Here is a 20,710-nt window from a genome sequence, read left to right on the forward strand (position 1 = left end):
GCCAAACCGCCTACACTTTGGCGGATCATGCGCGCGCGGGGTCTTCCCTCGCGCGCGGGTGGGTCTTAGACCAGATTTCGGAGCGGCGAAACCCCGAAAAATGCCCATCAACCGGCAATTTGGGCCGGTTTTGGCCGTGCCTGCCAGCCACGGGCGAGATGCACCAGAAGCGAGGCCGCAACACTCGATCCGCCGATCCAGCCGAGGTCGTTGGGCGAGAGGGCTGCCAGCACCGCGCCGCCCAGTGCCCCGCCGATGGCGAAGCCGAGATACATCGCGGAGGCGTTGAGCGAGAGCGCGATCATCGAGGCCTGGGGCTCGATCCGGATGATGCTGGCGATTTGGGCCGGATAGAACGCCCAGCCCGAAATGCCCCAGAGGAAGATCGCACCCAGCACGGTGTAATGGGCCTGGCCGGGCATCAGCTTCAGGACCAGCGAATGCAGGATCAGCGCGCTCGCCATGCCGGCAAGGCCGAGGGCCGCGGTCGCCAGCGTCCCGAGCCGGTCCGCCAAAATGCCGCCGAGCAAGTTCCCGATCGCGGCCGCGCCGCCAAACACCAGCAGTGCAAGGCTGATCTGTGAAGCATCGAAGCCGAGGCCGCGCAGCGGGACCGCGAAATAGGTGAACACGGTGAAGCCGCCGAGCGCCCATAAAATCGTAATCAGAAGCGCGATCAGGACATTGCTGTGACGCGCCACCGCCAGCCGCTCGCTGAGCGAGGCTGTGTTGCGCGGCAGGCCGCGGGGCAGGCCGAGCAGAAGGCCCGCGAGCGCAACAGTGCCGATCAGGGCGACCATGGCGAAGGTCGCGCGCCAGCCGAGCAGGCTGCCGACGAGATTGCCGACGGGAACGCCAATAACGGTCGCGACCGTGAGGCCCGAGGTGACAAGCGCCACCGCACGGCCGCGCCGTTCCGGCGAAGCGACCGCCACGGACACCGCGAGCGCCGTCGGCATGCACAGCCCGGAGCCCAGCGCCATCAGCATACGCGAGGCCAGCAGCAGGGCGTAGTTGGACGCCTCCATCGCCGCGAGGTTTCCGGCGACGAAGGTGGACAGCGCCAGGGCCAGCACAGTGCGGCGGTCGGTATTGTTCAGCGTCACCGCCAGAATCGGCGAGCCCACGGCGTAGGTGAGGGCGTATGCAGTGACCAATTGGCCGGCGGCCGGGACAGAGATCGACAGGTCAGTGGCGATCGCGGGCAAAAGCCCTGCAATAACAAATCCTTCCGTGCCGATCGCGAAGGCCGCCAGGGCCAGCCAGAACACGCTCATTGGACAACATCCCTATGTTCAACGTTTATTGAACTATTGAATGCGAAGTTTGGAGGAGTCAATTGGTTCAAGAACTATTGAACATTGCGGCCGCTTCGCTATGATTCTCAGATCATGAGCCGCACACCTCTCCATCCCACCCGCGAGCAGATCGAATTGCCGATGGTCCTGGATTGCCTGAGCGATCCGATCCGATTGGCGATCGTGTACCAACTCGCCCAGCAGGAACGTGTCAGCAGCGAACTGTGCTGCGGCGACTTCAGCGGGCTCGCCGGCAAATCCAACCTCGCCTATCACTTCGCCAAGCTGCGCGAATGCGGCCTGATGCTGACGCGCGTGGCGGGCACCAACCGGTTCATGCGGCTGCGCCGCGAGGATCTGGACGCGCGTTTTCCGGGCCTGCTCGATGCCGTGATCAACTCGGCCGCCAAGGATGCCGATCGGCTTCAGCTCTGGCCCGAATGTGAAGTGGTTCAGGGGGAGTGAAGATTTGGGCGGCCAGTCCGTCTTCGCTTTCGCTTCGCTCCAGCTACGCCGGACACGCTTCGCCCCTGCGGGCCTTGCGTGGCTGCGCCACGCGTAGCCCCGCAGGGGCGAAGCGTGGAGACCCGGCCTGGATTTGAACCAGGATAAAGAGCGATGCACCGCCCTCGCGTTGACGCTTCCGCCACCGGGCCGACTGGATCATTACCGATCGCAGTCGGGCAGGCTACCTCCACTCCCCGTTAACCCTAACCGCGCGCAAAGGGCGGGCGCGCGATGAAGCTCATGCGCCAGCGGTTGTGGCCGATATTGGTGTGCGCGCGCTGCACCGAAAACCCCGCCGCCGCGAGCTTGGCGGTGATCTCCTCCTCGCTGTAGCGCTGGAGTCCGATGCGCGAGCGCAGGTGGCGGTAGTCGGACAGTGCGGTCGAGACCAGTCCGACCAGCGCATCCCTGAGAAAGCCGTGACGTGCGCCAAAACTGAGCAGGGCCAGCACGTCCCTGAACATCCCGACCTCGGGCTGGAGGATGTCGCCGAGCACGAGCTTGCCTGAAGGTTTCAGGAGCCGGCGGATCACAATGAGCGCGGAGTCCAGTTCCGCAGGCGTCATATATTGGACGACCGAGTTCATCACCGCGAGGTCGATGGACTGCTCGGCCATCTTCCGCACGTCTTCAAGTGAGCGGACGCGGATCTTGGTGTTCGGTGCGAAGCGCGCGATCAGCCGGCCGCGCACGCCCGGCGCGGGCTCCGCCAAGATCAGCTTGCCGCAGGCATTCGCCACCTCACCCGCCGACAGCGCCTCGCCGCAGGCATAGTCCAGTACCGTCGCGTCGGGCGAGGAGATGTAGCCGATGATGTCCCGCGCGATGATCTGGAAGTGCAAATCGCGATGCAGCTTGCTGACATAGATCGTGTGCGTGGAGTCGTAATAGTCGATCCAATCGTCCATGGTCTTCGAAGGTCCCGGCAAGTCGGTTCCGACCCAGGAACCGCGGCTGCTCGCCTGCGTTAGGGGTGCGACGGCACGCCGTCAATGTCCGCGTCCTAACAGGAAGGTCTCCCGTGAGCAAAAAGCCAGATAACCACAAGATCTCATCCGATCTCGACACCCCGACCGATTTGGCATCCGGCTCGGTCGACAAGGTTTCGGAAGCGCTCAACGTGCTGCTTGCCGATGCCTTTGCGCTGTACCTGAAGACCAAGAATTTCCACTGGCACGTCAGCGGCCGGCATTTTCGCGATTACCACCTGCTGCTGGACGAGCAGTCGGAAGCGATTTTCGCCACCACCGACCAGCTCGCCGAGCGCGTCCGTAAAATCGGCGGCGCCACGCTGAAGTCGATCGGCCAGATCGCCAGGCTCAAGACCATCAAGGACAATGACGAGGATTACGTCCCACCGCGCGAGATGCTGCACGAGCTGATGCAGGACAACAAGCACGTCGCAGCCGCCATGCGCAAAGCCCATGAGGTGTGCGACGAAGCCGGCGATGTCGCCAGTGCGAGCCTGCTCGAAGTCTTCATCGACGAGACCGAGCGCCGCACCTGGTTTCTGTTCGAGGCCAGCCGCCAGGAAGGCAGCAACGCGGCGTAAGGTACTCCGCCGCAACAAAGGTGCGTCCACGCCGTGCCCACCACCTTTCCGTGATCACGGTGGAAAATGGTGGGCACGCCTCGACAAGGCTCCAGGTCTATTGGCCGAGGGCCATCCAGCTTCGATAGAGCATGTAGATCGCGACGGCGAAGATCAGCGCGGCGAAGACGTTGTTGAGCGCGCCTCGCTTGCCGGCGAGGTGTTTGGCCAGCCGCGCGCCGAGCAGGCCGCCAACGGCACCCCCCGCAAGGAAAACGATCGCGAGCCTCCAGTCGACCAGGCCGGCGAAAGCGTAGTTGGCCGCGGTGGTGAGCCCAAAGGCCGTGACCGAGACGAGCGAGGAGGCGATGGCGTTGAGGATCGGCATCCCGGTCGCCAGCATCAGGGCGGGCACGATCAGGAAGCCGCCGCCGATTCCGAAGAAGCCCGACAGGGCGCCGGTCGCAAGACCGAGGCCCAGGAGCGCCGGGAAATTGTTGCGACCGAGCCTCACGGCAAAATCGCCGTCGCCTGCGCGTTTGCGCAGCATCAGCGCGCCGACGACGAGCATCAACAGCGCGAAGATCAGCAGCAGTTTCTGGCCGTCGAGCATTTTGCCGAGTGTCGAGCCGCCGAGCGCACCCACAATGCCCGCCACCGCAAAGACACTCGCGCATGGCCATTTCACATTGCCCGCTTTGGCATGGTTCGCCAGATTGATCCCCGCATTTGCCGCCACCGCGATCGCGCTCGTTCCGATCGCGAGATGGGGGTTAGCGACTCCGACGAGATAGACCATCAGCGGGACGGCCAAGATAGATCCGCCGCCACCGACAAGCCCAAGTGAGAAGCCGACGAGTGAGCCGGAGAGCGAACCGAGCGTCATTCGCGCTATCGAAAGCGCAACCATTATTCATTGCTCCAGGAGATCCCCGCGCATCAGTTCGGGAGGCACGCTGCCGCTATTCTTGCGGGCTACAGCACGTTGAGCGGCACCTTGAGGAAGCGCTTTCCGCTCGGATCCGGCGAGGGAAGCCGGCCGGCCTTCATGTTGACCTGCAGTGACGGGATGATGAGCCTCGGCATCTCCAGCGTCCGGTCGCGCGCCTCGCGCGCGGCCACGAACTCCTCCTCCGAGATGCCGTCGCGGACATGGATGTTGTGGGCACGCTGCTCGGCGACCGTGGTTTCCCAACGGATATCGCGGCCGTTCGGACCGTAATCATGACACATGAAGAGGCGGGTCTGATCTGGCAGCGACAGGATCCGCCGGATCGAGCGGTAAAGGCTGCGAGCGTCGCCGCCCGGAAAATCCGCGCGCGCCGAGCCGCCATCGGGCATGAACAGCGTGTCGCCGACGAAGGCTGCATCGCCAATGACATGCGTCACGCAGGCCGGCGTATGGCCGGGCGTGTGCAGGGCAATCGCCGTCATCGCGCCGATGCGGTAACTGTCGCCATCCCCGAACAGCCGGTCGAACTGACTGCCATCGCGCTGGAATTCGGTACCCTCGTTGAACACCTTGCCGAAGGTCTCCTGCACCACGGTGATGTTTTCACCGATGCCGATCTTGCCTCCGAGCTTGCCCTGGATGTAGGGCGCGGCCGAGAGGTGGTCGGCATGAACGTGGGTCTCGATCAGCCACTCGAGCGTGAGGCCGTTCTGCAAGACGAAGTCGATGATCGCATCGGCAGAGTGATAGGAGATACGCCCGGCGGCGTAGTCGATGTCCATGACGGAATCGATGATGGCGCAGGCTTTGGAGCCGGGATCCTGCACCACATAGCTGACGGTATTGGTCGCCGCATCAAAGAACGGGGTGATCACCGGCTTGACCGGGAGATCGACCGCGAGGGGAAGATCTGACATTGGGAACTCCGTTACTCGTAGGATGGCGTCGCTAGCGTCGGTTGCCGCTCCGCGAGCGCGCGGGCAGCGGCCATGCCGATCATCATCGCGATCACGAACAGGACCGAAGCCAAAGTGCCGTAGCCAAGCGCAACGAAGGCAGGGCCCGGACAGAAGCCAGCGAGACCCCAGCCGACGCCGAAAATCGCCGGCCCGACAATGACGCGCGGATCGAGATCGTTCCTGGCCGGCAGATGAAAGGTGTCGCCGAGCAGCGGCCGTTGACGCTTCAGTACCAGGCGGAAGCCGATGAAAGCGGTGGCGACGGCACCCAGCATCACGAACATCAGGCTCGGGTCCCATGATCCCGCGCGAATGGCGGCGAGATCGAGGAAATTGAGGACCTTTGCGGGATTCGACATGCCGGAGATCAAGAGCCCGACTCCGAATATCAGGCCGATGGCAAATTGAATCAGGACGGACATGGCAGACCTCACGCGAGATGCCGGACGACGAAGGTCGTCACGAAGCCGGTGGTCATGAAGACGAGGGTGGCGACAATTGAGCGGGTCGACAGGCGCGATATGCCGCAGACGCCGTGCCCGGAGGTGCAGCCACTGCCCCACACCGAGCCGAAGCCAACCAGCAGGCCAGCCACGGCCAGCAGCACGCCGCCGGTCTCGATCGCTTGCGGTGGAAACTCGCCGGTGACGAGGCGCGCAAGCGCGGGCGCGGCGACGAGCCCGGCGATGAAGGCGAAGCGGCCCGCGGTTGCGTCATCGCCGAAGGGCGGCAGCAGGCGCGCGGCGATGCCGCTGACGCCGGCGATCCGGCCGCTGACGGCCATCAGCATCACCGCGGAAAGCCCGATCAGGACCCCGCCCGCAAGCGAGGCCAGCGGTGTGAACGTAGTCGGCATGGGGTGCTCCTCAGAAGATTTAGTTGATTATTATATTCGAATATTCTAAATTATCAAGCATGAAGAATCAAAGCAGACGCAAGGTTCCCGAAACCGCAGCCGTGGCCCTCGAAGAGAAGGCCGAGGAGGCCTCGCGCCTGCTGACCGCGATGGCGAACGCCAAGCGATTGATGGTGCTCTGCAACCTTCTCGACGGGGAGCGGTCGGTGGGCGATCTCGCCGACCTTGTCGGGCTGTCCTCGGCCGCGTTGTCGCAGCATCTCGGCAAGATGCGCGCGCTGGATCTGGTCACGACCCGGCGGGACGGACAGACGATTTATTACCGGCTCGCCAGCCCCGAGGTTCGCGAAGTGCTGCAGACGCTCTATCGGCTGTACTGCGCCTGAGCATGGTACTGAGACGGCGCTAGGGACGTCGCCACAGCCGTACCAGCGGCCCCTGCTTGCCCATCACCGGATCGCTCGGCGGCAGCTCGACCCTCGGAATCGTCTTCAGCGCCTTGGCGTGGTTCTCCGGCGTTGGGCGCGTGACTTCCATCTTCGATCCGGGCGGATAGGCGCCGATCACGCAGAAATCGTCGCTTGCGCTGATGCATTGATGCCCGGTGCCAGCGGGGAGAATCGCGACGTCGCCGGCCTTGATGTCGAGCTGCTGGCCGTGATCGCCACCGAAGCGCACGCGAGCGTGGCCGCGCGCGACGCCGAGCACCTCATGCACGGTCGAATGATAATGGAGATAATCGTAGACGCCGTTGCGCCACGTGCCGCCCCAGCCGTTCTCCGCGAACAGGCCTTCGATGGTTTCTTCGGGACGCTTCGGATCGAGCTTGACCGTGCCCTGATAGACCAGGAACGGTAGGATGTTGTTCGGCACGAGGCCGTCGTCTTCGAAGACGATGGCGAGCGGCTCGGCCTTGTCGTGGACGACGGACATGGCGGGCTCCTATGCAAAGGCTGGCAGGGATCAACAAGGCACGTCAGTCGACGTTCCCTGTCATTTCCGGGGCGACGCGCAGCGTCGCGCCCGGAATCCATCGTACCGCCGAGCTCGTTGCTCAATGGATTCCGGGCTCGCGCTTCGCGCGCCCCGGAATGACAAAAATGCCCGGGGTGAGCCCGGGCATGACGTCGTGGCAGCGATTGCGCGAAAGCTTACGCCCGCTTCCTCTCGCGCATCAGATCGGCAAAGCGCTGGAACAGATAGTGCGAGTCGCGCGGGCCGGGTGAAGCTTCGGGGTGATACTGCACCGAGAACACTGGCTTGCCGTCGAGTTGGATGCCGCAATTGGAGCCGTCGAACAGCGACACGTGGGTCTGCGTCGCGCCCTTTGGCAGCGTCTTCTCGTCCACGGCAAAGCCGTGATTCATCGAGGTGATCTCGACCTTGCCCGTGGTCGCGTCCTTCACGGGATGGTTGGCGCCGTGATGGCCCTGATGCATCTTCTTGGTCTTGGCGCCGACGGCCAGGCCGAGCATCTGGTGGCCGAGGCAGATGCCGAACGTCGGTGTGCCCGACTTGATCACTTCCTTGATCACCGGCACGGCATATTTGCCGGTCGCGGCCGGATCGCCCGGGCCATTCGACAGGAACACGCCATCCGGCTTCATCGCCAGGATGTCATCGGCCGATGTCGTCGCCGGCACCACCGTCACCTTGCAGCCGACGCCGGCGAGCAGGCGCAGGATGTTGCGCTTGATGCCGTAGTCGATGGCGACGACGTTGAACGCCGGATTATCCTGGCGGCTGAAACCTTTATTCCATTCCCAGGGCGTCTCGTCCCAGGTGAAGCGCTGGCCAGAGGTGACCATCGGCACGAGGTCCATGCCCTCGAGGCCGGGCCATTCGCGTGCTTCTTCCTTCAGGCCGTGCAGGTCGAACTCGCCGTCCTTCGCGTGAGCGATCACGGCGTTCGGCATGCCCTTGGTGCGGATCAGCGCGGTCAGCGCGCGCGTGTCGATGCCGGACAGACCAATGATGCCGCGCGCCTTCAGCCACTGGTCGAGATGGCGGGTGGCGCGGTAGTTCGAGGGATCGGTGATGGCGGTGCGCAGGATCACGCCGCGCGCGCCGGGCGTCGCGGCCATGTTCACCGTCTCGATGTCTTCCTCGTTGGTCCCGACATTGCCGATATGCGGGAAGGTGAAGGTGATGAGCTGCCCGGCATAGGACGGATCGGTCAGGATCTCCTCGTAGCCGGTCATCGCGGTGTTGAAGCAGACCTCGCCGACGGCGTGTCCTTCGGCGCCAAGGCCAAAGCCTTCGAGCACCGTGCCATCGGCAAGCACGAGGAGCGCGGTCGGTTTATGGTCCGGCCAGGCGGGATCGTTTTCGGATTGTGTCATGAGCGCGCTACATAGTCCGGCGCAGCGCTGCCGTCAAAGCGGAGAAGCGCGGATTCACATGCGTTTTTGCATATTTGACAGGCCTCTCCGGGCACTTAAGCTGGAATCGACAATTTCCGGCAAATTCGGAGGCTTGCGAGGCAATAATGAACCAGACCACCCCGCTTCTGCTGGTTCCTGGATTGGCGTCCTCGCCCCGCATCTACGCCCCCGTCATTCCCGCGCTATGGCGGTTCGGCCCAGTGATGGTTGCCAACCATATCCGTGACGACAGCATGGCGGCGATCGCCCGGGGTATCCTCAGCCAGGCGCCGCCGCGCTTTGCGCTCGCCGGCCATTCCATGGGCGGCTACGTCGCCTTCGAGATCATGCGGCAGGCGCCGGAGCGGGTGGCAAAGCTCGCGCTGATCAATACGCAGGCGCGACCCGATACGCCGGAGGCGACCGCGCGCCGCCGTGCGCACATGGCGCGCGCCGAGCACGGCGAGCTTCGCGCCGTGCGCGAGGAGATGTTTCCGGAGCTGGTGCATCCATCGCGGCGTCATGATGTGAACCTGCTGCGGCTCGTGCATGCGCAGGATGAGGATGTCGGCGTCGAGGGCTATCTCCGGCAGCAGACCGCGATCATTGCGCGGGCGGATTCGCGCCCCACGCTGGCGACGATCAAATGCCCGACGCTGGTGCTGACGGGCGATGCCGACAACACCATCCCGAACGCGCTCTCGAAGGAGATGGCCGAGGGTATCGCCGGCGCCAGGCTCGTGATCCTCAGCGAGTGCGGGCACCTGCCTCAGCCGGAGCAGCCTGAGGCGACTGCCGCGGCGCTGTCGGAATGGCTGCGGAACTGAGTTGTGTACGGCCTGCGAACGGCCTAGATCAGGCTCAATACATCGAAAGGATCAGGACCATGATGCGCGACGACATCAACGCTGCGGTGAAAGAGGCCATGAGGGCCAAGGACGAGCGCAAGCTCGGCACGCTGCGCATGGTCAATTCGACCATCAAGAACGCCGACATCGAGGCGCGCGGCAACGGCAAGCCGCCGCTGAGCGATGCCGAGTTGCTCGGCGTGCTCCAGAAGATGATCAAGCAGCGCCAGGAGGCGGTCGAGCTCTACGAGAAGGGCGGCCGGGCCGAGCTCGCCGCGCAGGAGCGCGATGAGATCGCCGTGATCTCGGCCTATCTGCCCAAGCAGATGTCCGACGACGATGTGAAGAAGGCGATTTCCGATGCGATTGCCGAGACCGGCGCCGCCGGCATGAAGGACATGGGCAAGGTGATTGCGGCGTTGAAGGCGAAGTACACCGGGCAGATGGATTTCGCGAAGGCCAGTGGTTTGGTGAAGGCAGCGTTGACGGGCTAGCCGTTCTTACCCTCTCCCCTTGCGGGAGAGGGTGGCTCGCCGCATAGCGGCGAGACGGGTGAGGGGTCTCTCTCCGAGAATGAAACTGTCGCAGTGAATGCGCGGATAGAGACCCCTCATCCGGCGCTTCGCGCCACCTTCTCCCGCAAGGGGAGAAGGTGCACCTTTGATGTGGCAGCCGTTCGGTCTAGTCTCCGGCTACACAAGTCGGAAGGCAACCGATGACCAGCGCGATCAAGCCGTTTCGCATCAACATCCCCGATGACATCCTCGCCGACCTCAAATCGCGCCTTGCGCGCACGCGCTGGCCGGAGGCGGAGTTGGTCGACGACTGGAGCCAGGGTGCACCGCTGGCGTGGATCAAGGAGATCTGCGGCTACTGGGCCAACGAATATGACTGGCGGGCGCGCGAGGCAAAGCTCAATCGCTTCGATCAGTTCACCACCGAGATCAACGGGCTCGATATCCACTTCATCCATGCGCGCTCGAAAGAGCCTGCCGCGCTGCCGCTGATCATCACTCATGGCTGGCCCGGCTCGATCGTTGAATTTCAGAAGGTGATCGCGCCGCTGGTTGATCCCGCTGCGTATGGTGGCAATGCCGCCGATGCCTTTCATGTAATCTGTCCCTCGCTGCCGGGCTTCGGCTTCTCGGCGAAACCTAAGACAACCGGCTGGGGCGTCGACCGCATCGCCGCGACCTGGGCCAAGCTGATGGAACGACTCGGTTACGGACGCTACGGCGCGCAGGGCGGCGATTGGGGCTCAGCGGTGACGACCTCGCTCGGCGCGCAGGACTTTGAGCATTGCGCTGGCATTCACATCACGCTTGCCTTCAATTCGGCGCCGAAGGTCGAGGGCGAGCCGACGGCTGAAGAGAAGCGGGCGCTCGCCGGACTGAAGCACTATGTCGATGTCGACACAGGCTACTCGAAGCAGCAATCGACCCGGCCGCAGACGCTCGGCTATGGCCTCACGGATTCGCCGAGCGGGCAGGCGGCCTGGATCCTGGAAAAGTTCTGGGCCTGGACCGATTGCAACGGCCATCCGGAAAACATCTTCACCCGGGACGAGCTGCTCGACAACGCCATGCTCTATTGGGTGACAGAGACCGCGACCTCTTCGGCGCGGCTCTATTGGGAAAGCTTCGGCAAGCGCCGCACGACGCCGGTTGTCAAGGTGCCGACCGGCGTTGCGGTGTTCCCCAAGGAGATCATCACGCCGGTGCGGCACTGGATGGAGCCCAATTTTCACAACATCACGCATTGGAGCGAGATGGAGAAGGGCGGCCACTTTGCCGCCTTCGAGCAGCCGGAGCTGTTCGTGCGCGACGTGCGAAAATTCTTCGCGACGGTGCGCTCGCGGGGATAAATTCTTTCAATTCGACGCAGTCAGATGATGCCAAAGACGTCCCATGCCGCGGGCCTTCACCGCGCCTCGCTCGAGAAGCTGCACGATCTGGATGCGGCGCTGGAGCTCATGTATTACGGCTGGCGCGGAATGACGCTCCTGGCCGACGAGTATCTTGCGAAGCAGGGCTTGTCGCGTCCGCACCATCGTATTCTCTACGTGGTGGCCCGCCGGCCCGATATCGCGATCGGGTCGCTGATCGAGACACTCGGCATTTCCAAGCAGGCCCTGAACCGGCCGCTCAACCTGTTGCTGGAGCGCAAGCTCCTGACCTCGAAGCGGTCGGCCGAGCAGCATCGCTCCAAACTGTTGCGCCTGACGGCAGCGGGACAGCGCATCGAGCAAAGGGCATCGGACCATGAGCGCAAGGTCCTGCGCGACGCGTTCGACCGCGTCGGGGCGCCAGGCGCTGCCGCATGGATGGCCGTGATGGAGACGATCGCCGACAACAACTGACGGAGTCATGTCAATATAGTTGACATGAGAAGCGAGCTTTGCCACTTTCCCGGCAACGAGCCGGGGGAGGGCTGCGCCGTGAGTGCACAGAAAATGGACCGCGCTGCCGCCGAACGCTTCGTAGCGGCATGGTGCGCGAGCTGGTGCAGGGTCGATATCGACGCGGTCGTCGCGCATTTCGCCGAAAATGCGCAGATGCGTAGTCCCCTGGCGGTCACTCTGACTGGGTCTCCCACCGTCACCGGTGCCGAGAACATCCGTGTCTATTGGCGGAAAGCCTATGGCCACATCGAAAGCGCCGACCTGAAGATCCTGAATTGGAGCTGGGACGACACGATCGCGCGTCTCACGGTGTGGTGGCAACTGGGTGACACGCGCGCCAGCGAGTTCATGGACTTCGATGATGTCGGTCGTGTCATGCGTAGCGAGGCCTTCTACGGGAATTAGCCATGCGTCTTTCAGATTTCGTCCTGCTGCTCAACGCGCTCTGGTTCGGCGGTGCCTTCATCCAGTTCAGCATCGCCCAGCGCAATACGCTGAAGATATTGCTGCCGCGGGAAGAGCGCAGCAATCCGATCGCGCCGACCTTGGCCGCAAGCGTAGCGTTTCTGGGCGGGATGAATCTGCCAATCGGAATTCTTTCGCTCTATCTTCTGGCCGTTCGGCCACCTTTCTTCCAGCCGATCGAAGCGCAGCTGGTCTTGTTCCTGTTCTTCGCCGCCTGCCACTTCAGCCAGTTCGCCTATAATCTTCCGGTCCTGATGCGCGGCGGGCGCGTCGGAGTGGCTTACTGGCCCGTGTTGAAGGGGCCGATGCTCAGGATCTTCGTCATCGACGCAGCCCTGTTCGTGGCCAATCTCGTTGTGGCGCTTCTGCTCGCGTCGCGCTCCTGACGAGGGAGGATGGCGCGGCACATTGCCCGAAGGGCAATTGCGGTATCTGCTGACCGCTCAACTCTCCCGTGCAAGCCCTGCGAGGGCGGACTATCATTGGCGCCAAGAGAACCGCTCGCGTCGAAGATCGCGCGAGGGGAATTCGCGGAGGAAGCCAATGTCCATTTCGGGCAAAGTCGATCCGGTCGTGCGCGCTGTGGCCGCGACCGACATCGCGGAGGCGCTGGCCGAAGGCCTGCGGGATTTCCAGGCACTGCCGCTGTACGGGCTTTGCTTCGGCGTGCTCTACGCCGCCGGCGGCATCGCCATCATGCTCTGCCTCACCGCGTTCGGGCTGATCTATCTGGTCTATCCGCTCGCGGCGGGTTTTGCGCTGATCGGGCCTTTCGTCGCAATCGGCCTCTACGAAGTGAGTCGGCGCCGCGAAGCGGGCGAGCCCGTGTCCTTCGGCGCAATCTGGTCGACGATACGCTCGCGCAGCGAGATCGGCTGGATGGCGTTCGTCACGCTGTTCGTGTTCGTGGTCTGGATGTACCAGGTTCGATTGCTGATCGCGCTGCTGCTCGGCCTGCACGCGTCCTTCTCGAGCCTGCAGGAATTCATGACGGTGGTGCTCACCACCAATGAGGGCCTTTTGTTCCTCGCCATCGGCAATGCGGTCGGCGCCGCGCTGTCGCTGATCCTGTTCTCGCTGACCGTGGTGTCGTTTCCGTTGCTGCTCGACCGCGAGGTCGATTTCGTCACCGCGATGGTGACGAGCGTGCGCGCCGTCGTCACCAGCCCGTTGCCGATGATAGGCTGGGCCGCGGTCATCGTGATGCTGCTGGTCGTCTCGGCGCTGCCGTATTTTCTCGGCCTGATCGTGACGCTGCCGGTGCTCGGGCATGCGACGTGGCACCTGTATCGGCGCTTGGTGGTGCCGGTGCCGGCCTAAGCGCTGCCATTCCGCGGCGCGCGTCAGCGCGAACCCGGAATCTCGCGCCACAACTTCCGGATTCCGGGTTCGCCCGCTTTGCGAGCGCCCCGGAATGACGTCGATCAGCCTACGGCGTCTTGATGCCCATCGCCTTCAGCGCGTCCAGCATCCGTTGCGGCGGGCCCATCTTGACGACCAGCGGCTTGCCGGTCTCGAGCACGCTCTTGAGGCTGGACAGGATCGCGGGCCAACCCTGGCGTCCGCCCGACAGGATGTCGTCGCTGAGCGGCCGGTCGTGGCCTTCGCTCATGGTGAGGCGGACCGCATCGCCGGCCGGCTCGATCTCGTAGGTCACGAGCGTCGGCCCGAGTTTCTCGATCAGCTCGGGCCAGTTGACGTTGAAGGTGACCGAGAGTTTTCGCGGCGGGTCGTATGCGAAGACCTCGCCGCTGATATGCAGCGCGCCGTCCGGCGTGCGCACCCTGAACGCGCCGCCGAGCCGCGGCTCGACCTCGACCGCATTGCCGAAGAAATACATCCGGCTGAACTCGGCCGAGGTCAGCGCCTCCCACACCTTCTCGGGCGTGGAGGCGATGTAGATCGTGTAGACCGTCAGCGGCTTGAACTGATCGATGTTCATCACTCAAATCCTTCAAGGCCCGGCGTCCCCGGCGGGATCGCTAACGCATGGATGAATCCAGGCCGAGGCATCACGCGGCGTCCTTTTTTGAATAACCTGGCGGCACGATCTCGATGGTGCGGCCAGTCTCGAGCAGGCTCTTCAGGTTCGACAGCACCATCGGCCAGCCGCCGGAGATGTCGCGCAGGGTCTTGCCGTCCTCGCCCAGCTCGTCATGCGTGACTGTCAGCTTGACGACCTTGCCGCGTGGTTCGAGATCGAAGGTGACGCGCGAGATCCCTTCGCCGGCGGCTTCGGGCTTGCGATTGTGCCAGCTATAGGCGAGCCGCCGTGTCGGATCGAAGGTGATGACCTCGCCCTCCACGGTCGGATTGCCGTTGTTGGTGAAACGGTAGGGCGCGCCCTCCTTCCAGTCGGAGGTGATGCGATGGCCGAACCAGTAGCGTTCGGTGAAATCGCCGTCGGTCAGTGCCTGCCACAGCGTCTCGGGCGAGGTCTCGATATAGGTCACGTAGACATAGCTCGGCTTAGTCATCGCGTTTCTCCAGTTGACGTTTCAACTCGCTGAGCGCGGCGAGTTTCCCGCGCTCGAATTTTTTGATCCAGCGTTCGCCGATCTGATGGATCGGCACCGGGTTGAGGTAGTGCAGCTTCTCGCGGCCATGCCTGAAGGTGGTGACCAGGTTGGCCTCTTCGAGAATGGCAAGGTGCTTGGTGACGGCCTGGCGCGTCATCTCCAGGCCCTCGCAGAGCTCGTTCAGCGTTTGCCCGTTCCGGGCGTGAAGCCTGTCCAAGAGTGACCGTCTCGAGGCGTCGGCCAGCGCTTTGAAGACCTCATCCATGCAGGTGATAATAGGCAACCAAATAGTTGCATGTCAAGTGTCGTCATTCGGGGGCATCGCGCGGCGATGAACCCGCAAATCTCGAGATTCCGGATAACCTGCGCGGTTTCCGGAATGACTGCCTTGACCTCGAGATCATGTTTTCGGCACGGTCCCTGTGTTAGCGTCTTATCTCAGCCAACGGAGATTGGTTCCGGGAGGAAACATGTTTCGTCGTGTCCAACTTGCTGCCTGCCTCGTTCTTTTTGCTTGCAGCAGCGTCCATGCGCAGAGGCAGCAGGTGATCGGCGCGCCGCCCGAAGCCTCCAACATGAAGCTGGTCGGATATAACGACCTTCAGGCGCGCAGTGCCTATCAGCCGACCATTCATCATCAGGGCGATCGCTGGATCGCCTATATCGGCCATCACGGCGGCACCGAGGACGTTCCCAGTCCGGTCAATCCGCTGACGGGGCAAGCCGAGCCGAACGGCACCTCGATCGTCGATGTCACGGACCCCGCGCGTCCCAAATATCTGCGCCATCTGCCGGGGCAGGAGGGCAAGTATGAATCCGGCGGCGCGCAGATGGTGCGGGTGTGCGACGGCAAATCGTTGCCGAAGGGCGATGCCAACGCCGTCTATCTGCTCCGTACCTTCGGCAGCGAGGCGCATGAGATCTGGAACGTCGCCGATCCCGCCAATCCCGTGCTCGTCACGCGCATTGGTGGCTTGAAGGACACGCACAAGAGCTGGTGGGAATGCGACACCGGCGTTGCCTATCTCGTCTCGGGCGCGCCGGACTGGCGCACGCGCCGCATGACGCAGGTCTATGATCTCGGTGATCCCGCGCATCCGCAGAAGATCCGCGACTTCGGCCTGCCCGGCCAGGAGCCCGGCGCGACCGGCGCGGTGCCGACCGAATTGCACGGGCCGATTTCGACCGGGCCCACGGGCAACCGCATCTATTTCGGCTACGGCACCAACAAGGGCGGCATCTTGCAGATCGTCGATCGCGAGAAGCTCTTGAATGGACCGAAGGAGCCGACGGCGGACAATCTGCGCTACCCCGAGATTTCGCGCCTGCCGATGTCGGCCTTCAATGGCGCGCATACGACGTTCCCGATGCTCGACATGCCTGTCGCCGAATTCGGCGAGGACAAGGACGGCAGAATGCGCGACATCGTGATGATCGTCGACGAGGCGATTTTGAACGAATGTGGTGAGGCGCGGCAGATGGTGTGGTTTGCCGACGTCACCACCGAGACGCGGCCGATGATGATCTCGAGCTACACGGTTCCGGAGGCGAGCGGGCAATTCTGCCAGCGCGGCGGTCGCTTCGGCTCGCATTCGTCCAATGAGAGCATGGCGCCGGTCTACTACAAGAAGATGGCCTTCATCGCCTTCTTCAATGCCGGCGTGCGTGCGCTCGATATCCGCGATCCCTATCACCCCAAGGAGGTCGGCTATTTCATCCCGGCGATCACGCAGGCAACCGACAAACGCTGCATCCCGGTCGAAGGCGGCGAGCGCTGCAAGGTCGCGATCCAGACCAACAATGTCGAGACCGATGACCGCGGCTATATCTATATCGTCGATCGCGCCAACACCGGCCTGCACATTCTGGAACTGACCGGACCCGCGCGCGCCGTCACCGGCCTGCCGAAGAACTGACGATGCGGCGCGCCGCGACGATAGTGGCTGCGGCGATTGGGCTCGGCGCCTCCAGCGTCGGCGCGTATCAACTCGCGCCGGCGCCAGTGGAGACATCCGCACATTGGCGCGAGATCGCCTGGCCGTTCCCGCGGGACGGTTGGCCCGCGGGCCGTGCGTTCCGCTGCGATGGGGCCTGCGCCGGCACTGAGCTCTACGTCCGCGCCAAGCTCGGCTTCTGCAATTGCGACCGCGGCGTTGCCGATGACGACGAGGTCGATCGAGTCGCCGACCTCGACCTGATCAGCCCGCGTTTTGTAGCGACAGCGCCGGGCGAAGCGGTGCGTGTTGGCGAGTTGCATGGACGTATCAGGCATTATGATCTCGACACGCCCAACGGTGCGCGCCACGCGGCCGCCGGCATCGCGCTCTCGCGACGCTGCGATCTCCTGGTTGCAGTTGCGCAGAATGCGGGCGAGGCGATGGCCGCTCGGAGCGCGGCGCTGGAGTTCCTGGAAACCCCGGAGATGAAACGATGGATGATCGCTGCGCTGGATGGAAGGTGAGGGAGGCAGATTGGGCCGCCCACGCCGGTATTCGGGGCCCGAGCGGTCCGCATCATCACGACTTCCGTTCCCGCCTGCGCCATGCATTAATAACCCACAATTCCATCAGCGAGTCTCCCCATGATGTCCTTGCAAGCCTATCTCGCCTTCGTCGCCGCCTGCATTGCGCTGGCGCTGTTGCCTGGTCCGATCGTCACGCTCGTCATCGCCAATGGCCTCAGGCATGGAACCCGCGCGGCGCTGACCAACGTCGCGGGGGCGCAGGCAGGCCTTGCGATCGTGATCGGCGTCGTCGCGATCGGGCTGACCTCGCTGATGGCAACCATGGGCTATTGGTTCGACTGGGTGCGCTTTGCCGGCGCCGCCTATCTGATCTGGCTCGGCATCAAGCTGATCTGGGCGCCGGTCGAGGGCGTCAAGGTCGACGAGCCGCCGGCGCCGCCGCGCGGCGGCTTCTTCCTGCAAGGTTTCCTGGTGTTGCTGTCGAACCCGAAGGTGCTGGTGTTCTTCGGCGCCTTCATCCCGCAGTTCATGGACATGAACCGCGACCACTTTCCGCAGGTCGCGCTGCTCGGGGCGACGTTTATGGTCACCGCGGCGATGACGGACGCGCTCTACGCCACCGCCGCCGGCCGCGCCCGAAAATTCTTCTCGGCGCGCCGCACGCGGATGATGTCGCGAGTCTCTGGTGGCTTCATGATCGGCGGTGGTATCTGGCTAGCGCTGACAAGGGCGAAGTGAGCCTGAAAGCCCGCCGACATGAACCGGTGCCGGCGACAGTGCCGCGCGCTCCGCTGTGCTCCCTCCTCGCAAGGGGGGGAAGGAACGCAGTTTGCCGTGAGGCGGCGCTGTGCGGATGAGGCGAGGTGATTGCTGAGTAATGGTACGGCAGCTGTCTCTCCGTCTTACACCAACCCCTCCGCCTTCAACTCCGCTTCGATCTCGCCAAAAATCCTTGCCAGTCGTTCCGCCCATTGCCGCTGGCCGAATTGGTCCGTGATCAGATCCTGGCGGATCTCGATGCCGGTGTTCAGGAGGCCGCGGGCTTCGCCGTGGACGGGGATGGTGTAGTCGGTGAGGTCGCTCACCGCATAGGGCTCGTTGTCGCCGACGACGAGATCGCTTTCGCCGCGCAGATGTTTCAGCAGGAGGTGCGGCAGCACGGTATCGCGGTGATAGAGCGTGCCGATGTGCCAGGGCCGCGCGACGCCGGCATAGACCGGCGTGAAGCTGTGCAGCGCGATCAGCACGGTCGGGCGCCTGGCATGAACGCGCGCGTCGATCACCGCATTGATGCGGCCGTGATAGGGATCGAAAATCTCGCGGCGCCGCGCGTCGCGCTCGTTTGCGGAAATCCCCTCGTTGCGCGGGATCACCGTTGCCTCCGAGATCACGGGGACCGAGCTCGCTACGCCCGGCGGGCGGTTGCAGTCGATCACGAGCCGCGAATAGCGCTGCGCGATCAGGTGCGCATCCAGCATCGCAGCCAGCCGCTCGGCGACGCCGGCAATCCCGATGTCCCAGGCGATGTGCCGCGTCAGTTCGCTTTCGGCGACGCCGAGATCGCCGAGCGCTTCCGGCAGCGCCCGCCCGTAATGATCGCACGTGAGCAGAAAGGGCGCGCCTCCCGCCGCATTCGTCTCATGCACCGGCGGAATGTCGCCTTTGCCGAGAAGCTGATTCGTCGTGCCGGCCGCCCCTAAGTCCATCCTGATTGCCTATGGAAAATGCACTCTGCTCTTAAAATTGAGCAGCCAACGCTATAGATTAGCCGGTCCAAAATCACCATGATTGCCTGACGATGCCGCTGCTCACGATTCATCACAAGACCGAATATCGTTACAATCGCCCGGTGGCGTTCGGCGAGCATCGCATCATGCTGCGTCCGCGCGATAGCCATGATCTGCGCGTGCTCGACAGCCGGCTTCATATTTCGCCCCAGCCGATGTCGCTGCACTGGATCCACGACGTGTTCGGCAATTCGGTCGCGATCGCGAATTTCGACGAGCGCGCAGACCGGCTGACGTTCGACTGGCACGTCACCGTCGAGCACAATCCGGTTGAGGAATTCGCGCTGACGCCGGACGATCCGGCCTATTTCTATCCCTTCGTCTATGACGACGAGGAATTCCCCGACCTCGTCCAGTACATCACGCCGCAATATGCCGATGCCGACGGCGAGGTGTCGGAATGGGCGCGCAGCTTCCTCGACGAGGAGGCGCCGACGCCAACGTTCAAGATCCTGAGCGGTATAACGCACGGCATCCGCAAGGCTTTCAAATATCGTAAGCGTCACGAGCAGGGCACGCAGCATCCGCTCGACACGCTGCAAAGGGGGACCGGCACCTGCCGCGATTATGCGCTGTTCATGATCGAGGCACTGCGCCGGCTCGGCATCGCCGCGCGATTCGTCTCCGGCTACATCTTCGTGCCGGAGGATCTCGAGACGCGCCATGTTGGCGGCGGCTCGACGCACGCCTGGGTGCAGGTGTACCTGCCGAGCGCGGGCTGGATCGAGTTCGATCCGACCAACGGCATTGTCGGCACGCGCGACCTGATCCGCGTCGCGGTGGCCCGCGATCCGCGCCAGGCGATCCCGCTGCATGGCGTCTATCTCGGCTCGGCCGAGGCGTTCGAGGCCATGGAGGTGAACATCAAGGTGGTCTCGGACGACCAAGACAGCGACGAAGAGCTGGAGACAGAGGTATTGTAGATGGACATCAAGGTCGGCTTCGAGATCGCTTACGCTGCGCCACAGCCGACGCCGATGGTGATCATGCTCAACATCCACCCCTCGCGCCAGGCCGACATCATCGGCAAGGAGACGGTGATCGCCGAGCCGGACGTACCGATCCGTTTCTATTATGACAGCTTTGGCAATGTCTGCGGCCGTCTGGTCGCGCCCGCGGGCGGCGTCACGCTGAAAGGCAGCGCGCTGGTGCGCGATACCGGCCTGCCGGATGAGGTGATGCCGACTGCGCAGCAATTGCCGATCGAGCAGCTGCCGAACGAGCTTCTGCTCTACCTGATGCCGAGCCGCTATTGCGAGACCGACAAGCTCACCGACATCGCCTGGTCGCTGTTCGGCAAGAGTGAACCTGGTTGGAAGCGCATCTGCGCGATCACCGAGTTCGTGCATAAGCACGTCACCTTCGGCTATGCGCACGCGCATCACATGAAGTCGGCACACGACGTCTATGAAAGCCGTTCCGGCGTCTGCCGCGACTTTGCGCATCTCGCGGTCGCCTTCTGCCGCTGCATGGGCATTCCGGCGCGCTACTGCACCGGCTACATGGGCGACATCGGCATTCCGCCCGAACCGTTCCCGATGGATTTTTCCGGCTGGTTTCAGGTCTACCTCTCCGGCAAATGGCTCACCTTCGATGCCCGCCACAATGTCCCGCGCATCGGCCGCATCCTCATGGCCACGGGGCGCGATGCCGCCGACGTGGCGCTGTCGACGAGCTTTGGCCGGATGGAGTTGAAGAAGTTCGAGGTCGTCAGCGATGAAGTGGTGAAGGCGGCGTGAGCTGTTGTTCCGTACAATTGA

The 20,710-nt window shown here is 63.7% G+C and carries 27 protein-coding genes; 15 read left to right on the top strand and 12 right to left on the bottom strand.

The window, feature by feature from the left end; all coding sequences use genetic code 11:
- Positions 1-107: 107 nt before the first annotated feature.
- Complete coding sequence (locus tag NLN62_RS23800; RefSeq protein WP_027525220.1) at positions 108-1,277, bottom strand: MFS transporter; 1,170 nt, start codon at positions 1,275-1,277, stop codon at positions 108-110.
- 114 nt (positions 1,278-1,391) lie between these two features.
- Between NLN62_RS23800 and NLN62_RS23805 the strand changes: the two genes are divergently transcribed.
- Positions 1,392-1,763 carry a helix-turn-helix transcriptional regulator gene (locus tag NLN62_RS23805; protein WP_027525221.1) on the top strand — a complete coding sequence of 124 codons (372 nt, stop codon included), beginning with the start codon at positions 1,392-1,394 and terminating at the stop codon, positions 1,761-1,763.
- A gap of 245 nt (positions 1,764-2,008) precedes the next feature.
- On the opposite strand, the gene NLN62_RS23810 is transcribed toward NLN62_RS23805, so the two are convergent.
- Positions 2,009-2,713, bottom strand: a complete 705-nt coding sequence (locus NLN62_RS23810; protein ID WP_254110415.1) for a class I SAM-dependent methyltransferase — start codon at positions 2,711-2,713, stop codon at positions 2,009-2,011.
- A gap of 113 nt (positions 2,714-2,826) precedes the next feature.
- On the opposite strand from NLN62_RS23810, the gene NLN62_RS23815 reads away from it, so the two are divergent.
- Positions 2,827-3,357 (top strand): Dps family protein, encoded by a 531-nt coding sequence (locus NLN62_RS23815; RefSeq protein WP_027525223.1) that lies wholly within the window; start codon positions 2,827-2,829, stop codon positions 3,355-3,357.
- Positions 3,358-3,454: 97 nt separating this feature from the next.
- Here the strand turns inward: NLN62_RS23815 and NLN62_RS23820 are convergent, their stop codons facing one another.
- From NLN62_RS23820 to NLN62_RS23835, 4 genes are all read right to left on the bottom strand, one after another.
- Positions 3,455-4,222: a sulfite exporter TauE/SafE family protein gene (locus tag NLN62_RS23820; RefSeq protein WP_035663479.1), complete on the bottom strand. Its 768-nt coding sequence runs from the start codon at positions 4,220-4,222 to the stop codon at positions 3,455-3,457.
- Positions 4,223-4,311: 89 nt separating this feature from the next.
- On the bottom strand, positions 4,312-5,205 hold the full coding sequence (locus tag NLN62_RS23825; RefSeq protein WP_254110416.1) for an MBL fold metallo-hydrolase: 894 nt from the start codon (positions 5,203-5,205) through the stop codon (positions 4,312-4,314).
- A gap of 11 nt (positions 5,206-5,216) precedes the next feature.
- The gene (locus tag NLN62_RS23830) at positions 5,217-5,669 is read right to left on the bottom strand and encodes a DUF6691 family protein (RefSeq protein ID WP_254110417.1); all 453 of its coding nucleotides are present in this window, start codon (positions 5,667-5,669) and stop codon (positions 5,217-5,219) included.
- A gap of 8 nt (positions 5,670-5,677) precedes the next feature.
- A complete protein-coding gene (locus NLN62_RS23835; protein WP_254110418.1) occupies positions 5,678-6,103 on the bottom strand; it encodes a YeeE/YedE family protein in 426 nt (141 codons plus the stop codon).
- 59 nt (positions 6,104-6,162) lie between these two features.
- On the opposite strand from NLN62_RS23835, the gene NLN62_RS23840 reads away from it, so the two are divergent.
- Positions 6,163-6,489 (top strand): helix-turn-helix transcriptional regulator, encoded by a 327-nt coding sequence (locus NLN62_RS23840; RefSeq protein WP_027525228.1) that lies wholly within the window; start codon positions 6,163-6,165, stop codon positions 6,487-6,489.
- Positions 6,490-6,508: 19 nt separating this feature from the next.
- Here the strand turns inward: NLN62_RS23840 and NLN62_RS23845 are convergent, their stop codons facing one another.
- Both NLN62_RS23845 and carA read right to left on the bottom strand, forming a co-directional pair.
- Positions 6,509-7,036, bottom strand: coding sequence for a cupin domain-containing protein (locus tag NLN62_RS23845; protein ID WP_254110419.1), 528 nt, complete (start codon positions 7,034-7,036; stop codon positions 6,509-6,511).
- Positions 7,037-7,254: 218 nt separating this feature from the next.
- Entirely contained in the window at positions 7,255-8,445 is a 1,191-nt protein-coding gene (carA, locus tag NLN62_RS23850; protein WP_254110420.1) for a glutamine-hydrolyzing carbamoyl-phosphate synthase small subunit, read from the bottom strand.
- 146 nt (positions 8,446-8,591) lie between these two features.
- Here carA and NLN62_RS23855 point away from each other — a divergent pair, with 146 nt between their 5' ends.
- The 7 genes from NLN62_RS23855 (at position 8,592) to NLN62_RS23885 (ending at position 13,500) form a co-directional block, all read left to right on the top strand.
- On the top strand, positions 8,592-9,293 hold the full coding sequence (locus NLN62_RS23855; RefSeq protein ID WP_027525231.1) for an alpha/beta fold hydrolase: 702 nt from the start codon (positions 8,592-8,594) through the stop codon (positions 9,291-9,293).
- 59 nt (positions 9,294-9,352) lie between these two features.
- The gene (locus tag NLN62_RS23860; RefSeq protein WP_254110421.1) at positions 9,353-9,808 is read left to right on the top strand and encodes a GatB/YqeY domain-containing protein; all 456 of its coding nucleotides are present in this window, start codon (positions 9,353-9,355) and stop codon (positions 9,806-9,808) included.
- Between the two features lie 221 nt (positions 9,809-10,029).
- Positions 10,030-11,178 (top strand): epoxide hydrolase family protein, encoded by a 1,149-nt coding sequence (locus tag NLN62_RS23865; protein WP_254110422.1) that lies wholly within the window; start codon positions 10,030-10,032, stop codon positions 11,176-11,178.
- Between the two features lie 27 nt (positions 11,179-11,205).
- Entirely contained in the window at positions 11,206-11,673 is a 468-nt protein-coding gene (locus tag NLN62_RS23870; RefSeq protein ID WP_254110423.1) for a MarR family winged helix-turn-helix transcriptional regulator, read from the top strand.
- A gap of 78 nt (positions 11,674-11,751) precedes the next feature.
- Positions 11,752-12,120 carry a nuclear transport factor 2 family protein gene (locus NLN62_RS23875; protein ID WP_254110424.1) on the top strand — a complete coding sequence of 123 codons (369 nt, stop codon included), beginning with the start codon at positions 11,752-11,754 and terminating at the stop codon, positions 12,118-12,120.
- A 2-nt stretch (positions 12,121-12,122) separates the two neighbouring features.
- Positions 12,123-12,566, top strand: a complete 444-nt coding sequence (locus NLN62_RS23880) for a hypothetical protein (protein ID WP_254110425.1) — start codon at positions 12,123-12,125, stop codon at positions 12,564-12,566.
- Between the two features lie 157 nt (positions 12,567-12,723).
- Positions 12,724-13,500, top strand: a complete 777-nt coding sequence (locus tag NLN62_RS23885; RefSeq protein ID WP_027525237.1) for a DUF2189 domain-containing protein — start codon at positions 12,724-12,726, stop codon at positions 13,498-13,500.
- Positions 13,501-13,609: 109 nt separating this feature from the next.
- Here NLN62_RS23885 and NLN62_RS23890 read toward each other — a convergent pair whose 3' ends face one another.
- The 3 genes from NLN62_RS23890 to NLN62_RS23900 all read right to left on the bottom strand — a co-directional run bounded on the left by NLN62_RS23890 (position 13,610) and on the right by NLN62_RS23900 (position 14,964).
- Positions 13,610-14,122: an SRPBCC family protein gene (locus NLN62_RS23890; RefSeq protein ID WP_254110426.1), complete on the bottom strand. Its 513-nt coding sequence runs from the start codon at positions 14,120-14,122 to the stop codon at positions 13,610-13,612.
- A 70-nt stretch (positions 14,123-14,192) separates the two neighbouring features.
- A complete protein-coding gene (locus NLN62_RS23895) occupies positions 14,193-14,657 on the bottom strand; it encodes an SRPBCC family protein (RefSeq protein ID WP_254110427.1) in 465 nt (154 codons plus the stop codon).
- Positions 14,650-14,964, bottom strand: a complete 315-nt coding sequence (locus NLN62_RS23900; RefSeq protein ID WP_254110428.1) for a helix-turn-helix transcriptional regulator — start codon at positions 14,962-14,964, stop codon at positions 14,650-14,652. Before NLN62_RS23900 ends, NLN62_RS23895 begins: the two co-directional genes overlap by 8 nt.
- A 205-nt stretch (positions 14,965-15,169) precedes the next feature.
- Between NLN62_RS23900 and NLN62_RS23905 the strand changes: the two genes are divergently transcribed.
- The 3 genes from NLN62_RS23905 to NLN62_RS23915 all read left to right on the top strand — a co-directional run bounded on the left by NLN62_RS23905 (position 15,170) and on the right by NLN62_RS23915 (position 17,901).
- A complete protein-coding gene (locus NLN62_RS23905) occupies positions 15,170-16,615 on the top strand; it encodes an LVIVD repeat-containing protein (protein WP_254110429.1) in 1,446 nt (481 codons plus the stop codon).
- A 2-nt stretch (positions 16,616-16,617) separates the two neighbouring features.
- A complete protein-coding gene (locus tag NLN62_RS23910) occupies positions 16,618-17,160 on the top strand; it encodes a hypothetical protein (RefSeq protein WP_254110430.1) in 543 nt (180 codons plus the stop codon).
- 120 nt (positions 17,161-17,280) lie between these two features.
- Positions 17,281-17,901 (top strand): LysE family translocator, encoded by a 621-nt coding sequence (locus NLN62_RS23915; protein WP_084801570.1) that lies wholly within the window; start codon positions 17,281-17,283, stop codon positions 17,899-17,901.
- 164 nt (positions 17,902-18,065) lie between these two features.
- Here NLN62_RS23915 and NLN62_RS23920 read toward each other — a convergent pair whose 3' ends face one another.
- Complete coding sequence (locus NLN62_RS23920) at positions 18,066-18,869, bottom strand: N-formylglutamate amidohydrolase (RefSeq protein WP_254110431.1); 804 nt, start codon at positions 18,867-18,869, stop codon at positions 18,066-18,068.
- Positions 18,870-18,961: 92 nt separating this feature from the next.
- Between NLN62_RS23920 and NLN62_RS23925 the strand changes: the two genes are divergently transcribed.
- Positions 18,962-19,873, top strand: a complete 912-nt coding sequence (locus NLN62_RS23925; protein ID WP_027525245.1) for a transglutaminase family protein — start codon at positions 18,962-18,964, stop codon at positions 19,871-19,873.
- Positions 19,874-20,689 carry a transglutaminase family protein gene (locus NLN62_RS23930; protein ID WP_254110432.1) on the top strand — a complete coding sequence of 272 codons (816 nt, stop codon included), beginning with the start codon at positions 19,874-19,876 and terminating at the stop codon, positions 20,687-20,689.
- Positions 20,690-20,710: the final 21 nt, after the last annotated feature.

Source organism: Bradyrhizobium sp. CCGUVB23 (assembly GCF_024199885.1).
Lineage (GTDB): Bacteria > Pseudomonadota > Alphaproteobacteria > Rhizobiales > Xanthobacteraceae > Bradyrhizobium.

Coding starts and splice junctions, on each gene's coding strand:
- NLN62_RS23800 (WP_027525220.1), bottom strand. CDS start 1,277: ATGAGCGTGTTCTGGCTGGCCCTGGCGGCCTTCGCGATCGGCACGGAA.
- NLN62_RS23805 (WP_027525221.1), top strand. CDS start 1,392: ATGAGCCGCACACCTCTCCATCCCACCCGCGAGCAGATCGAATTGCCG.
- NLN62_RS23810 (WP_254110415.1), bottom strand. CDS start 2,713: ATGGACGATTGGATCGACTATTACGACTCCACGCACACGATCTATGTC.
- NLN62_RS23820 (WP_035663479.1), bottom strand. CDS start 4,222: ATGACGCTCGGTTCGCTCTCCGGCTCACTCGTCGGCTTCTCACTTGGG.
- NLN62_RS23825 (WP_254110416.1), bottom strand. CDS start 5,205: ATGTCAGATCTTCCCCTCGCGGTCGATCTCCCGGTCAAGCCGGTGATC.
- NLN62_RS23830 (WP_254110417.1), bottom strand. CDS start 5,669: ATGTCCGTCCTGATTCAATTTGCCATCGGCCTGATATTCGGAGTCGGG.
- NLN62_RS23835 (WP_254110418.1), bottom strand. CDS start 6,103: ATGCCGACTACGTTCACACCGCTGGCCTCGCTTGCGGGCGGGGTCCTG.
- NLN62_RS23840 (WP_027525228.1), top strand. CDS start 6,163: ATGAAGAATCAAAGCAGACGCAAGGTTCCCGAAACCGCAGCCGTGGCC.
- NLN62_RS23845 (WP_254110419.1), bottom strand. CDS start 7,036: ATGTCCGTCGTCCACGACAAGGCCGAGCCGCTCGCCATCGTCTTCGAA.
- carA (WP_254110420.1), bottom strand. CDS start 8,445: ATGACACAATCCGAAAACGATCCCGCCTGGCCGGACCATAAACCGACC.
- NLN62_RS23855 (WP_027525231.1), top strand. CDS start 8,592: ATGAACCAGACCACCCCGCTTCTGCTGGTTCCTGGATTGGCGTCCTCG.
- NLN62_RS23860 (WP_254110421.1), top strand. CDS start 9,353: ATGATGCGCGACGACATCAACGCTGCGGTGAAAGAGGCCATGAGGGCC.
- NLN62_RS23865 (WP_254110422.1), top strand. CDS start 10,030: ATGACCAGCGCGATCAAGCCGTTTCGCATCAACATCCCCGATGACATC.
- NLN62_RS23870 (WP_254110423.1), top strand. CDS start 11,206: ATGCCAAAGACGTCCCATGCCGCGGGCCTTCACCGCGCCTCGCTCGAG.
- NLN62_RS23880 (WP_254110425.1), top strand. CDS start 12,123: ATGCGTCTTTCAGATTTCGTCCTGCTGCTCAACGCGCTCTGGTTCGGC.
- NLN62_RS23885 (WP_027525237.1), top strand. CDS start 12,724: ATGTCCATTTCGGGCAAAGTCGATCCGGTCGTGCGCGCTGTGGCCGCG.
- NLN62_RS23890 (WP_254110426.1), bottom strand. CDS start 14,122: ATGAACATCGATCAGTTCAAGCCGCTGACGGTCTACACGATCTACATC.
- NLN62_RS23895 (WP_254110427.1), bottom strand. CDS start 14,657: ATGACTAAGCCGAGCTATGTCTACGTGACCTATATCGAGACCTCGCCC.
- NLN62_RS23900 (WP_254110428.1), bottom strand. CDS start 14,964: ATGGATGAGGTCTTCAAAGCGCTGGCCGACGCCTCGAGACGGTCACTC.
- NLN62_RS23905 (WP_254110429.1), top strand. CDS start 15,170: ATGTTTCGTCGTGTCCAACTTGCTGCCTGCCTCGTTCTTTTTGCTTGC.
- NLN62_RS23910 (WP_254110430.1), top strand. CDS start 16,618: ATGCGGCGCGCCGCGACGATAGTGGCTGCGGCGATTGGGCTCGGCGCC.
- NLN62_RS23915 (WP_084801570.1), top strand. CDS start 17,281: ATGATGTCCTTGCAAGCCTATCTCGCCTTCGTCGCCGCCTGCATTGCG.
- NLN62_RS23920 (WP_254110431.1), bottom strand. CDS start 18,869: ATGGACTTAGGGGCGGCCGGCACGACGAATCAGCTTCTCGGCAAAGGC.
- NLN62_RS23925 (WP_027525245.1), top strand. CDS start 18,962: ATGCCGCTGCTCACGATTCATCACAAGACCGAATATCGTTACAATCGC.
- NLN62_RS23930 (WP_254110432.1), top strand. CDS start 19,874: ATGGACATCAAGGTCGGCTTCGAGATCGCTTACGCTGCGCCACAGCCG.